Origin of the sequence: Aquisalimonas asiatica (assembly GCF_900110585.1) — a bacterium.
GTDB classification, from domain to species: Bacteria; Pseudomonadota; Gammaproteobacteria; order Nitrococcales; family Aquisalimonadaceae; genus Aquisalimonas; species Aquisalimonas asiatica.
On sequence record NZ_FOEG01000002.1, the window covers coordinates 83910 to 97084 of the forward strand.

Consider the following 13175-nt stretch of genomic DNA (forward strand, 5'->3'; position numbering starts at 1 on the left):
GTGTCGTAGCGCGGCCGCCGCCGGGTACGGATGCAGCAGTTCCAGTCAACGCGTGGCCGCCCTCCCCGGCACCGGCTACAGTTGAAGCAACCGGGCTGCACCACGCGACCCGGGAGGCGCCGGCAACCGCGGACTGGAATCATTGCCATGCATGAACCCTCGGTTCGTCTGTGCGAGGGGCCCGAGGGCGCGCGCATCGCCTTCGCAAGCCTCGGGCGCGGTCCACCACTGGTGCTCGTCCCGGGCTGGCTGTGTCACCTCCATGAGCTCTGGACGCACCCCGCAGCGGCGAGCGCCCGCCGGAAACTCACCGCCGTGCATCAGCTCACCTGGTACGACCGCCTCGGCTGCGGGCTGTCGGACCGTCAGGGATTTGCCCTGACGCTGGAGAACGATGTCCAGCAACTGACCGCGGTGATGGATGCCGCGGGGATCGAGCGCGCCAGCCTGATCGGTTATTCCTTTGGCGGCCCGCCGGCGGCGGTCTTCGCCGCACGCCACCCGGAGCGGGTGCAACGCCTCGTCTTCTGCTCCGCGTTCGCCCGGGGCAGCGCCATCACCACCAGGGAGCGCCTGGAGGCCCTCAAGCAGGTGGTGCACATGAACTGGAACGTGGGCTCCCGGACCCTGGCGGCAATGCTGGTGCCCAACGGGGGTGCCCGCGAAATGCAGTGGTACGGTCGCTTCCAGCGTATGGCGGCATCCTCCGGGATGGCAGCGCAATTGCTGGACCACCTGTGGACCATGGACGTGCGCGACGTCCTCCCGGCCCTGACCATGCCCGTTCTGGTCGTGCACAACCGGGGCGATCGTGCAGTGCCGCTCAGCGCTGGCCATGAAATCGCCGCGCTTGTGCCGGGCGCGCAGTTCGAGGCCCTGGACGGCAATGAACACGACCCGTTCATCCGCGACTCCGGCTCGCTGGTCGACCTCATCCTGCACTTCCTCGCCGGCCGGCCACCCGGCGCGGAGCACCACGCGCCCACCCCCGGGGGCGAGCTCAGCAGCCGCGAGCGCGAAGTGCTGCAGCACATCGCGGAAGGCGCCTCGAACAAGGCCATCGCAACGGCGCTCGGCATCTCTGTCGGCACGGTGGAGCGCCACGTCAGTCACATCTACAGCAAGCTGCCCGCCCACGGCCGCGCCGACCTGGCACTGCGGGCCGTGAAGCTGGGCCTGGTCTCTCCGGCCCCCTGATTACGCGCCATGCCGGTTTTCCGGCATCGCCCCCTGCGGGGTTGCCGCGATGCGGTGCGGTGTGGCGCCCGTCTAGACTCCCTGAACACATCACCTCTCGCGCTCATCCAGACCATGGGAGATGCATCATGGCGACCTCTTCGGAACACGCAGACAACACGACTGCACGGGGTTACGCACTGGAAGGCACGCTACTGGAAATCTGCTCCTGCGGCGCCCCCTGCCCCTGTTTCATCGGCGAGGACCCGGACGGTGGCGCGTGCTACGGGGTCATCGCATTCAACCTGGAGCGCGGGGTCGTCGAGGGCGTGGACGTCTCCGGTCTGACGGTGGTCAACGTTGCCGTCATCCCCGGTAATGCCCTGGCCGGGCAGTGGCGCGTCGTGCAACTGGTGGACGAGCGCGCCTCGGTCGCCCAGCACGAGGCACTGCTGCGGGCGTTCTCCGGCGACCTGGGCGGCCCGCTCGCCGATCTGGCCGGTCTCGTGGGAGAACTGGTGGCCGTGGAACGCGCCCCGGTGTCCCACGGGGCCGAGAACGCATCGGGCCACCTGCGGGTGGACGGCATGGTGGACGCGGCACTGGAGCCAATCGTCGCGTCGCCGGACGGCGCCCAGGCCACGCTCCACGGCAGCCCCTTCTCCACGGTCGCCGGCGCCCCCGCCTACGTGGGCAAGTCGCGCACGTTCCGCGTGAACCTGCCCCGGTACGGCATGTCCTGGTCATTCGACGGACGCAACACCATCCAGACCGCATGGCACATGGAGCACCGGCCGTGAGCACGGTCACCGCACCGCGCAACGTCTGGCTTGCGTCGCCGGTACTGCTGGCAGTGATCGCCAGCGCCTGGCTGCTCGGCCTCACTGCCGAGTTCACCGGCCACGCGCAGTGGATCCATCACCACCGGCTGGTCACCGGCGACATGTCGTTGGCGGCGAGCCTGGCTCTGTTGCTGCTGGCCTGGCAGGTCCACATTGCGGCGATGATGCTGCCATCGTCTCTGCCGATGATACGGCTGTTTGCCCGCACGGCGGCACGCCAGCCCCATCCGGGGACGGCGCACGGGGCCTTCATCGGCGGCTACCTGCTGGTCTGGACCGCATTCGGTGTGGGCGCACTGACACTCCACAATGCCGTGCTCGCCGCCGGACACCACTGGCACTGGCTCGCTCACCGACCGGAGTGGCTGGCGGGTGGTGCCCTGGTCCTGGCCGGTGCCTTCCAGTTCTCCGGCCTCAAGAACGCCTGCCTGCGCCACTGCCGCCACCCGGGCGTCTTCCTCATGGCCCATTACCGGCGCGGGCGACTGGCGGCACTGCACCTGGGGCTGCGGCACGGGCTGTTCTGTATCGGCTGCTGCTGGGCGCTGATGCTTGTGATGGTCGTGGTGGGCATCGCCAATCTCGCGTGGATGGCGCCGCTGGCACTGCTGATGCTCTACGAGAAGACCGGCGCTTACGGTGACCGGGTCGTCAAACCCGTGGGGATCGGGCTCATAGTGCTGGGCACGCTCCTGCTGCTCGCGCCGGAGTGGACATCCGTCGGCCACGATCATCACGGGGTCCATGGCCACTGAGGCCAAGGCACTGCCCTTCGTCAGAAGCCGCTTGACGCTCTCCCCGGCCTCTGCTTATCTCAAGCTAATCGGTTGGTCGGGAGGCCGGAACATGGCGATCAGTAGCGAATCCACTCCAGTCGGCGCAGCCGCCGATACGTTCCACCCACTCGACCCACTCGGCCCGGAAGAGATCCGTGCGGCCGCGGCCCTGCTGCGCGAAGCGCTCGGGCCGGAGCCGTTGCGCTTCGAACGCCTGGTCCTGGAAGAGCCCGACAAGGACACGGTCCGTGACTGGGAGCCGGGCCACCCCCTGGACCGCCGGGTACGGTTCGTGGTGTCCCGCCCCGGCGGCATCGGCGTGACGCTCGGTGCACTCTCCCTCACCGAACGCCGGATCCTGTCCAGCGAACACCGCCCGGATGCACGCCCCATGATCATGCTCGAGGAGTTCATGGCCATCGAGGACGCGGTCAAGGCCGATCCGGCGTTCATCAAGGCGTGCGCTCGCCGTGGCGTGGAGGACATGTCGCTGGTCTGCGTGGACCCATGGTCCGCGGGGCGCTTTGACGTCCCCGGCGAAGAGGGGCGCCGCCTGTCCCACACCTTCGCGTGGGTCCGCACCCACCCCCGGGACAACTTCTACGCGCACCCCATCGAAGGGGTGAACGCCGTGGTGGACGTGGACACCATGGAAGTGATCCGGGTCGACGACCACTATGCCGACCGTGAGCCTGTGCCCGTGCCCCGCGGCGAATCCAACTACGAGGCCGATCTGGTGGGCGCTACCCGCACCGGCATCAAGCCCCTGGACGTGGTCCAGAGCGACGGCCCCAGCTTTACCGTTGAGGGGAACCTGTTGCGCTGGCAGGGGTGGGATGTGCGCATCGGCTTCAACGCCCGCGAGGGGCTGACCCTGCACACGCTGGGCTATACCGAGGGCGATGAACGCCGCCCCGTGCTCTACCGTGCATCCCTGGCGGAGATGGTGGTCCCCTACGGCAGCCCGGCACCGGGCCACTACCGCAAGAACGTCTTCGACATCGGCGAGTACGGCCTCGGCAAGCTGGCGAACTCCCTCACGCTGGGCTGCGACTGCCTGGGCGCGATCCGCTACCTGGACGCCTACGTCAACGGCGTCGACGGCGAGCCCATCGAGATCGCCAATGCCATCTGCATCCACGAGGAAGACAACGGCATCGCCTGGAAGCACTGGGATTTCCGCACCGACCACACGGAGGTGCGACGGCTGCGGCGGCTGGTGATCTCGTCCATCTCCACGGTCGGCAATTACGAATACGCGTCGTACTGGTATCTCTACCAGACGGGCACTGTCGAGTTCGAGATGAAGGCCACCGGCATCATCAACACGGTGGCCTGCGAGCCGGGCAACCCCTCCCCGTTCGCCAACGAGGTCGCCCCGGGCGTGGCCGGCCAGATCCACCAGCACCTGTTCTGCGCCCGTCTGGACATGGACGTGGACGGCCCGGACAACGCGGTGATGGAGTACAACGTGGTGGTGCCGCCGGAGGGGCCCGAGAATCCTTACGGCAACGCCTTCCGCGAGGAGGCGACCCTGCTGGAGACGGAGCGGGTGGCGCAGCGACGGGCGAACAGCGAGACCATGCGCTACTGGAAGGTGGTCAACCGGCAGCGCCGCAACGGCGTGGGCCAGCCCACCGGCTTCAAGCTCGAGGCCACCAATCCGGTCACCCCGTACACGCACCCGCAGTCGCGCTCCGGACAACGCGGTGGATTCATCCAGAATCACATGTGGGTGACGCCCTTCAACGCGGAGGAACGCTACCCCGCCGGCGAATTCGTGAACCAGTCTGGCCCCGGACAGGGACTCCCGGAGTGGACATCCGCGGACCGCAACCTGGTGGATACCGACGTGGTGCTCTGGCACGTCTTCGGCCTGCACCACCCGGTGCGCCCCGAGGATTACCCGGTGCAGCCCTGTGTCACCTGCGGCTTCCGGCTGATGCCCTCGGGTTTCTTCGACCGCAACCCGGCCATCACCCTGCCGCCGGGCAGGAACGCCGCTAGCTGTTGCGCCTAGTCACCGCAACCGGCGCGTGGTCTCCCGAACCACCAGCTCCACCTCCGGCGCAAACGGTTCGGGCGGGTCACCGTCAATGATGCGAAGCAGATTGCCGGCCGCGATCCGCCCCATGTCGAACAGCGGCTGGCGCACGGTGGTCAGCGGCGGGGTTGTGTAGAGCGAACCCGGCAGATCATCGAATCCGATCAGGGAGATGTCGTCCGGCACGCGGATGCCCTGTCGACTCAGTGCCAACCGGACGCCATACGCCATCTGGTCGTTCGCCGCGAAAATCGCGGTAAAGGGCGCACCGCGGGCGAGCAGCTCGGCGACACCCAGCACGCCGCTGGTTTCGTAGAAATCCCCGGGAACCACCAGACGCTCATCGTACTGGACGCCGGCCTCCTCCAGGGCACGCCGGTAACCGGCGAACCGCTGCTCTGCATCGGCGTGCTCTTCCGGCCCCCGGATATGGGCGATCCGCCGGTGCCCGAGATCGAGCAGGTGGCGCGTTGCCATCACCCCCCCGCGCTCGTTGTCCAGCTCGATCGCCCACGCCTTGGGCGCCTCGATGCGGTGGCCGGTGGCGACCACCGGCACCTGCCCGGAATACTGGGTGATCTGCGCCGACGTGAGGTTGCCGCTCAGGATGATGATCCCGTCCACCCGGCGGGCGATGAGCAGCCTGACACGATGCGCCTCCTCCTCCGCATTCCAGTGACCACTGGCAATCAGTGGCGCGTAGCCGGTGTCCGTCAGCGCATGCTCGACCCCTTTCAGGGTTTCCGTGAAATAAGAGCTGCTGACGTCCTGTGTCAGCACCCCGACCGTCATGGAGCGCCCGCGTTTCAGGCTCTGGGCAAGCGCGTTCGGTTCGAAATCGAGCGCGGCAATGGCGTCCTCGACCGCCTGGCGCTTGGCCTCGGAGACCCTGGCCGTCCCGTTGAGAATGCGCGAGACGGTGCTCACGGAGACGCCCGCGACCTTGGCGACCTCGAGAACCGTTGGCGAGGACGCCTTTTCGTCACGACGGGACCTGACTGACGTTTTCAAGCTGATTTCTCCAGCACACCGAAGCTTTCCCAAAGACTAGTATACCGACAAACCCACTGATACCAATCGGTTGATGAAGCAACCCGGACCCTTGACAGCAGAAACCCGAGGTACTAATACTGTTGAAAAATGAAAACGTTTTCTTACGTTGATAAACAATACCAAATCACGACTCGGGAGGAGAATCGCCGATGGCTGCCGTGACCATGCGGAACATCGCCAAACGCTATGACGGAGACAGCGACGTCATCAAGGGCGTCGACCTTGACATCAGCGACGGTGAGTTCGTCGTGCTGGTGGGGCCGTCCGGCTGCGGTAAATCCACCATGCTGCGCATGATCGCCGGGCTGGAGGACATCTCCGACGGCGAGCTGCTGATCGACGGTACCCTGCACAACCGGACACCTCCTGCCCGCCGCGGCGTTGCCATGGTGTTCCAGAGCTACGCCCTTTACCCCCACATGAACGTCCGCGAAAACATGGGCTTCGCCCTGAAGCTCGCGGGCCACTCCAGGCAGGTGATCAACGACTCGGTCAACACGGCAGCGGATATCCTGCAGATCAATCACCTGCTTGAGCGCAGGCCCAAGGAGCTCTCCGGCGGGCAGCGCCAGCGCGTCGCCATCGGCCGCGCCATTACACGTAAACCCGAGGTATTCCTGTTTGACGAGCCCCTCTCCAACCTGGACGCATCGCTGCGCGTGCAGATGCGTATTGAGCTGATGCGCCTGCACCGGGAACTGGGCACGACCATGATCTACGTCACCCACGATCAGGTGGAAGCCATGACGCTCGGTGACCGGGTCGTGGTGTTCAACCACGGGGTCATTGAACAGTCAGGTCCCCCCGCGGAACTCTACGCGCGGCCGACCAATCAGTTCGTGGGCGGGTTCCTGGGTTCGCCGAAGATGAACCTGCTGCCATGCCGGCTGGAGCACAGCAACGGCGCCACGAGGGCATGGCTCAGCGACTCCCTGGCCCTGCCGGTCCCTTATGCCCTGAGCCGCACTGACTGCCCGGCGACGGTGGGCATCCGCCCCGAACACTTCGAGCTGACGGACGCGGAGAACGGCGCCCCGGCATCGGTGGAAGTGCAGGAGAACCTGGGTGATTACGCCATTCTGCACGCACGCCTCAGGGATACGGACCAGATCGTCTCGGTGAAGCTCACGGAGACGGCCGGCCACTATGCCCCCGGCGACGTTGTCGCACTGCGTGCGGTGCCGGAAGAGTGCCACTACTTCGATGAAGCGGGCCCGACGCTCCGCGTGGGGTAATCCTTTTTCGACCAAGAATGAAAACGTTTTCATTTCAAGAACAGAACCGATAGAAACGGCGGCGGAGGCCGCAGAAAACGGCAAGAAGCAGAAACGCAAGGAGGAGAACCATGAAATCCATTCTAACCAGAGGCGCCATTGCAATCGGGCTGGTCGGGGTCTGGTCCGTCACTCCGGCCGATCCCATCGAGTTCAGCGGGTACATGCGTGCCGGCACCGGGTTCAACACGGACGGCGGTCGCATGACCTGTTTCCAGCTGCCCGGGGCTGACTACAAGTGGCGTCTCGGCAACGAGTGCGACTACGTCATCGAACCGGAGATCGGTGCCACGCTCGCGGAAGGCGAAGACGGCAGCCGCTGGGGCGTGCTGGTCATGCCCAGCGCCTGGACGGCCTGGGGTTTCGAGGAAGGAGACCTGGAAGCGACCTTCGGCCAGGCGTACGCTTACGGCGAGAACATTCCCGCTCTGGCCAACGGTCGGGTATGGGCGGGCCGACGCTTCTACGACCGCGTCCAGTTCGGCATCAACGACTTCTTCATGGAGAGCCGTGATGGCGACGGCGCCGGGATTGAAGACATGGATGTAGGCTTCGGCAAACTCAGCTACGCCTTCCTGATGGATCCCAACCAGGCGGCGGATAACGCCAACATCACGCATTCGGTGCGGCTGACGGATATTCAGACCCTGCCGGGCAACCACCTGGATATCTACACGGCCTACAGCCACAACCAGTCCACCAGCGAAGGCGATCCGGACATCGACAATGACGACGGCATCTCCGTGGCGCTGTATCACACCACCACCGGAACGCTGGGCGGCAGCACCATCGTCGGCCTCCAGTACCGCGACTACCACACGCCCGACGATGACGGCGTCAATCCCGCTGCACAGGACCACGACGGGAGTCTGTACCGGCTCCACCTGCAACAGACCGGTTTCATTGACGCCGCCTCCACGGGCTGGGACCTCATCGCCCAGTACCGCTACCGGGACTTCGACGACGGCCCGGAAGACGACTGGTACTCGCTCGGGGCACGCACCGACACCCACCTGGGCGGGCCGTTCCGTTTCCTGCTGGAGATTGGCCACGACCGGATCGAACCCGACGACGGCGACACCATCCACATGACCAAGGGGACAGCCGCCCTCGCCCTCTCCGCGGGACCTGATCCGACCTCACGCCCCACCATCCGGTTCTTTGCGACGCACGCCCGGTGGAACGACGCGGTCAACGATGCCGGCGGCCCACTCACCTTCGACGATGAGGGCACATCCGCATTCGCCGGGGACACCAGCGGTACGTCCGTCGGCGCCCAGGTCGAGACCTGGTGGTAACCCGTTTACCGGCACGCACGATCAACGGGACGTAACGATCCCGCCCAAGGAGGAGAAGACAATGAAAGCATCCCAACGCCTGGGCTCAGCCGCGGCAATGCTGCTGCTGGCCCTTCCCGCCCTGGCGGATGACGAAATCCGCTTCGAAGGGTTCCCGGATTACGACAGCCAGCTCGAGGCCGTGCTACCCGCCTTCCAGGAGGCGCACGGGCTGCAGGTCGACATTCTCATGAACGAATGGGAGGAACACCACAACCGCCTTGCCACGACGCTCGGCACCGGTCGCGGTGCCGGCGACCTGGTACTGGTGGACGTGGGTCAGATCGGTGCCTTTGTCGGCGAAGGCGGGCTGGTGGATCTCTCGGAGCGATTCGAGGGCATGGAGGACGACTTCGCCGATTACGCGGTGACTCAGGGACAGTCCCCCGACGGTGGGCAATACGGCATCCCGGTGGATATCGGCCCGGGGGTCATGTACTACCGCCGCGACCTCATGGACGAGGCCGAACAGGACCTGGACGACATTCAGGACTCCTGGGACGCCTACCTGGAGTACGGCCGATGGCTGCGCGAAGAGCACGACACGCTGCTGGTCGGCAACGCCTCGTCCGTGGCCCAGGCCATCATCTTCACCGAGGTCGACGAAGGGGAAGGATTCTACTTCGACGAAGACGGCAACTCACTGATCACCGGTGACCGGTTCGTGCGTGCCTTCGAGATGGCGCGGACCATCCGTGAAGAGGGGCTCGACGGTAGCATCAACGACTGGACCGAGGACTGGTACGAAGGCTTCCGGAACGGCGAATTCGCCACCGAGCTCTCGGGGGCGTGGTTGCTGGGCCACCTCCAGAACTGGATCGCGCCGGAAACCTCCGGAGAGTGGGGAGCCTCCCGCCTGCCCGCGGGGCGTTACGGCTCGTGGGGCGGTTCCTTCCTCGCCATCCCCGAGCAGAGCGACAACCAGGAGGAGGCCTGGGAGCTGCTGGAGTACCTGATCAGCCCGGACATTCAGATCGAGGGCTTCGAGAACATCGCGGCGTTCCCTGCCAATACCAGAACCTACGACCACCCGATGTTCGACGATGAAATCGAATTCCTGCGGGGTCAGCAGGCACGGCACCTGTTCGCCGAAATCGCGGAGAACATCGAACCGGTCACCCCGCACCAGGGCGATCACATTGCCTACGACCTCGTCGTCAGCGACGCCCTGTCCAGGGTCCTGGACGACGACGTGGCCATCATGGATGCGCTTGAGGAGGCCGAGAGCCAGCTCAAGCGCCGCCTCCGGATGCTTTGACGCACAGGCACCGCCATGACCGGGGTGGCGCCCCAGGCGCCACCCCGGCTGAGCCACGGGGATATCACCATGAGCACCCACACGTCCGATACAGCGACAGCCAGTCACGCCGTCCCTCTCGAGGGCCAGCGCGCCGGTGATGGTCCGGGCCGCCGCAAAATGGCCCGGACCAAAGCACCGTACTGGTTCCTGTCGCCCTTTTTCATCCTGTTCGGGACGTTCTTCGTCTTCCCGATCTTCTTCATGATCTATCTGTCGTTCCACGTCTGGAACCCGGCCGCGGGGCTGAGTGCCATGCAGTGGGTCGGCCTGGAGAACTACAGCTACGCGCTGACCGACCCCACGCTCTGGCGCTCCCTTCGCAATACCGTGGTCATCGCGCTGCTCTCGGGGGTGCCCCAGCACCTGATCGCGCTGCCCGCGGCGTTCGTTCTCGTGCAACTGGGCAGCCGCGCACGCCACTGGCTCAGCGTCGCCTACTTCACGCCCTACGTGACATCGACCATCGCCGTGTCGATGATCTTCTACGTCATCTATGCCCCTCACAGCGGCATTCTGAACCAGACGCTGATCTACCTGGCGACGAACCCGGTCACCGGCTGGGCGTTCACCTGGGTGGCTGACGTGATGCCCATCCGCTGGGTCCAGGACAACGCACTGATCCAGTATTCCATCTCTGCGGTGGTGTTCTGGAAGTACGTGGGCTTCAACATCATCATCTACGTCGCCGGGCTGACCACGATCCCGAAGGATCTCTACGAAGCGGCCCGCATCGACGGTGCCAACGCCTGGCAGCAGTTCCGCTTCGTGGCCCTGCCCATGCTGCGCCCGTTCATCTTCTTTGCCGTGACCATGACGATCATCGGCAACATGAACCTGTTCGACGAGCCATACGTGCTCACCCGCGCGCTGGAGCAGGCATCCCGAAGCGGCATGACCATCTCCAATTACCTCTATCGCGTCGCCTGGCAGTGGATGGACATGGGCAGCGCAGCCGCCATCTCCTGGATCCTGTTCTTCGTCATCGCCGCGATGACCTGGGTCTACTTCCACCTGTTCGGCCGCAAGGGCCTGGAGGGCAACTGATGCTGACCTCTCTATTCCAGAGCGACCGCTATCAACGCAACCTGGATGTCGCCCTGAAGACCCTGCTGTGGACCTTCCTGCTGCTGGGTGTCTTCGTGACGATCTTCCCGTTCCTGTGGTCGATCCTGCTGTCGACCCATGACCGCTCGACCATGTTCAGCTCCGAGCTGACGCTCTACTTCAGCGATCAGCTCATCAACAACTACCAGCGGCTCATGGAGATCATGCCGTTCTGGACCGCCATGTATAACAGCTTCAAGGTGTCGGTCCTGGGGACGCTGGTCTCGCTGCTGTTCTGCAGCATGTGCGGATACGCCCTCGCCGTGTACCGCTTCAGGGGGCGTAACCTGGTCTTCCTGGTCATGGTCTGCTCCATGATGATTCCTCCGGTGCTGACCCTGATCCCCTATTACCTGGTGATCGACTCCCTGGGGCTGGTGAATACGCACATCGCAGTGTGGCTGCCTTTCACCATCAACCCCATCGGCATCTTTCTGATGCGTCAGTACACGGTGGCATCGGTGCCCAGGGAGCTGCTGGAGGCCGCACGACTGGACGGCGCCGGCGAGTTCCGCATTTACTGGAGCGTGGTGCTGCCCCTGCTCCGCCCCGCCCTGGCAACACTGGCGATCGTCCAGTTCGTCTTTCTCTGGAACAACTTCCTGCACCCGCTCGTGGTGCTCACGGAGTCTGATACCCAGGTGATCACGCTGGCACTGCGCAGCGTCCAGAACATCCCCAACACGCCGTGGGGCGCGGTCATGCTGGGAACCACCATCTCCATCCTGCCGCTGATCGCCATCTACCTCGTGGCATCCAGACAGATGATTTCCGGCATGACCAGTGGTGCCGTCAAACAGTAACGGAAACAGGAGACGTACTTGTGACTTTTGATGTGCCGAACGATTCCAGACTGCGCAGCCCCGACTTCCTTTTCGGAGTGGCGACGGCCGCGTATCAAGTGGAAGGGGCCGCCCGGGAAGGCGGGCGCACGCCGAGCATCTGGGATACCTTCTGCCGGCAGCCGGGGCGGGTCCTCAACGGCGACACCGGTGATGTGGCCTGCGAGCACTATCATCGCTGGCCGGAGGATCTGGACCTGGTCCAGGATCTCGGTTTCGACGCGTACCGGCTGTCCATTTCCTGGCCCCGCGTCATGCCGCGCCGTGGCGAGGTCAACCCGGAAGGGCTCCGCTTCTACGAGCAGATCATCGACGGGCTGGTGGAACGCGACGTCAAACCGATCGTCACGCTGTATCACTGGGACCTGCCCCAGTACCTGGATAACCGCGGCGGCTGGGTCAACCGCGAGACGGCCTACGCCTTCGCGGAGTTTGCGGACGTGGTGACCGCGGCCCTGGGGAACCGGGTGGAGGCGTACGCCACCCTGAACGAACCCTGGTGCAGCGCCTTCCTGGGATACGAGCTCGGCGTCCACGCACCCGGCCTCAAGGAACCGCGGCTGGCCTATCAGGCGGCACATCACCTGCTCCTGGCCCACGGGCTCGCGCTGCCCGCCATGCGTCACAATGCACCACAATCGCGACACGGGCTGGTGCTGAACTTCACGCCCAGTTTCCCGGCAACCGAGCGATACGACGACCAGGCCATGGCCCTCCTGCAGGACGCCATCAACGGCCACTGGTTCCTGGAGCCGGTACTCGAAGGCCGTTACCCCTCCCTGGTCACCCGTTTCCGGCCGGAATCCACACCGGTGGTCTACCCCGGCGACATGGACATCATCTCCCGCCCCATCGACTTCCTGGGGGTGAATTACTACACCCGCAGCCTGGTCACCCATGACCAGGACGGGGAGGCCAGGGAAGTCCGGGTGGAGAATGCCCAGCGCACCAGCATGGACTGGGAGGTCTATCCCCACGGCCTGTATCGCCTGCTCACCGACCTCGACCGGCAGTATCACCTGCCGCCCCTGATGGTCACGGAAAACGGCGCGGCCGTAACCGAAACCGTCGAGGACGACGGCATTCACGACGACCTGCGTTGCGACTACTACAACCGCCACCTGCAGGCCGTCGACCAGGCCATTCGCGACGGCGTCAACATCACGGGCTACTTCGCCTGGAGCCTGCTGGACAACTTCGAGTGGGCCGAGGGGTACAGCCAGCGATTCGGGCTGGTCTACGTGGATTACGACAGCCAGGAGCGGATCCGGAAACGGAGCGCGACGCTGTTCCGGGAGTTCATGGCCGAGCGCCAGAGCGCCGGGGCCGGTGCAGCATCCTGAGAGCCCCGCCCGGAGTCATGTCAGTACCCGCCCCGGGCCACCCGCGCCCGGGTGGCCCGGGTGACCCGGGTCCCGGCGCCGGGG

General features: G+C 65.4%; 11 protein-coding genes. 10 read left to right on the top strand and 1 reads right to left on the bottom strand.

The features are described 5' to 3' along the window. The first annotated feature begins 147 nt into the window (after window positions 1-147). The 4 genes from BMZ02_RS05095 (at window position 148) to BMZ02_RS05110 (ending at window position 4814) form a co-directional block, all read left to right on the top strand. Complete coding sequence (locus BMZ02_RS05095; RefSeq protein WP_171909818.1) at window positions 148-1197, top strand: alpha/beta fold hydrolase; 1050 nt, start codon at window positions 148-150, stop codon at window positions 1195-1197. A 128-nt stretch (window positions 1198-1325) separates the two neighbouring features. Continuing rightward, entirely contained in the window at window positions 1326-1976 is a 651-nt protein-coding gene (locus tag BMZ02_RS05100) for a DUF1326 domain-containing protein (RefSeq protein ID WP_091640563.1), read from the top strand. Further along, window positions 1973-2773 carry a DUF2182 domain-containing protein gene (locus BMZ02_RS05105; protein ID WP_171909819.1) on the top strand — a complete coding sequence of 267 codons (801 nt, stop codon included), beginning with the start codon at window positions 1973-1975 and terminating at the stop codon, window positions 2771-2773. The genes BMZ02_RS05100 and BMZ02_RS05105 overlap by 4 nt, the downstream gene beginning before the upstream one ends. Window positions 2774-2864: 91 nt before the next feature. Then, window positions 2865-4814: a primary-amine oxidase gene (locus BMZ02_RS05110; RefSeq protein WP_091640566.1), complete on the top strand. Its 1950-nt coding sequence runs from the start codon at window positions 2865-2867 to the stop codon at window positions 4812-4814. Here the strand turns inward: BMZ02_RS05110 and BMZ02_RS05115 are convergent, their stop codons facing one another. After that, window positions 4815-5849 (bottom strand): LacI family DNA-binding transcriptional regulator, encoded by a 1035-nt coding sequence (locus BMZ02_RS05115; RefSeq protein WP_091640568.1) that lies wholly within the window; start codon window positions 5847-5849, stop codon window positions 4815-4817. Between the two features lie 191 nt (window positions 5850-6040). Here BMZ02_RS05115 and BMZ02_RS05120 point away from each other — a divergent pair, with 191 nt between their 5' ends. The 6 genes from BMZ02_RS05120 to BMZ02_RS05145 all read left to right on the top strand — a co-directional run bounded on the left by BMZ02_RS05120 (window position 6041) and on the right by BMZ02_RS05145 (window position 13091). After that, window positions 6041-7126: an ABC transporter ATP-binding protein gene (locus BMZ02_RS05120; RefSeq protein ID WP_091640569.1), complete on the top strand. Its 1086-nt coding sequence runs from the start codon at window positions 6041-6043 to the stop codon at window positions 7124-7126. Window positions 7127-7236: 110 nt separating this feature from the next. Further along, complete coding sequence (locus BMZ02_RS05125) at window positions 7237-8463, top strand: carbohydrate porin (RefSeq protein WP_091640571.1); 1227 nt, start codon at window positions 7237-7239, stop codon at window positions 8461-8463. Between the two features lie 61 nt (window positions 8464-8524). After that, the gene (locus tag BMZ02_RS05130) at window positions 8525-9760 is read left to right on the top strand and encodes an ABC transporter substrate-binding protein (RefSeq protein ID WP_091640573.1); all 1236 of its coding nucleotides are present in this window, start codon (window positions 8525-8527) and stop codon (window positions 9758-9760) included. 69 nt (window positions 9761-9829) lie between these two features. Next, the gene (locus BMZ02_RS05135) at window positions 9830-10846 is read left to right on the top strand and encodes a carbohydrate ABC transporter permease (RefSeq protein ID WP_216110703.1); all 1017 of its coding nucleotides are present in this window, start codon (window positions 9830-9832) and stop codon (window positions 10844-10846) included. Beyond that, complete coding sequence (locus BMZ02_RS05140; protein ID WP_091640574.1) at window positions 10846-11709, top strand: carbohydrate ABC transporter permease; 864 nt, start codon at window positions 10846-10848, stop codon at window positions 11707-11709. Before BMZ02_RS05135 ends, BMZ02_RS05140 begins: the two co-directional genes overlap by 1 nt. Window positions 11710-11729: 20 nt before the next feature. Further along, window positions 11730-13091, top strand: a complete 1362-nt coding sequence (locus BMZ02_RS05145; RefSeq protein WP_091640576.1) for a GH1 family beta-glucosidase — start codon at window positions 11730-11732, stop codon at window positions 13089-13091. Window positions 13092-13175: the final 84 nt, after the last annotated feature.

What these genes read in the sequence shown, in the direction of transcription:
- BMZ02_RS05095 (WP_171909818.1), top strand. Translation starts at nt 148, where the DNA reads ATGCATGAACCCTCGGTTCGTCTGTGCGAGGGGCCCGAGGGCGCGCGC.
- BMZ02_RS05100 (WP_091640563.1), top strand. Translation starts at nt 1,326, where the DNA reads ATGGCGACCTCTTCGGAACACGCAGACAACACGACTGCACGGGGTTAC.
- BMZ02_RS05110 (WP_091640566.1), top strand. Translation starts at nt 2,865, where the DNA reads ATGGCGATCAGTAGCGAATCCACTCCAGTCGGCGCAGCCGCCGATACG.
- BMZ02_RS05120 (WP_091640569.1), top strand. Translation starts at nt 6,041, where the DNA reads ATGGCTGCCGTGACCATGCGGAACATCGCCAAACGCTATGACGGAGAC.
- BMZ02_RS05125 (WP_091640571.1), top strand. Translation starts at nt 7,237, where the DNA reads ATGAAATCCATTCTAACCAGAGGCGCCATTGCAATCGGGCTGGTCGGG.
- BMZ02_RS05130 (WP_091640573.1), top strand. Translation starts at nt 8,525, where the DNA reads ATGAAAGCATCCCAACGCCTGGGCTCAGCCGCGGCAATGCTGCTGCTG.
- BMZ02_RS05135 (WP_216110703.1), top strand. Translation starts at nt 9,830, where the DNA reads ATGAGCACCCACACGTCCGATACAGCGACAGCCAGTCACGCCGTCCCT.
- BMZ02_RS05140 (WP_091640574.1), top strand. Translation starts at nt 10,846, where the DNA reads ATGCTGACCTCTCTATTCCAGAGCGACCGCTATCAACGCAACCTGGAT.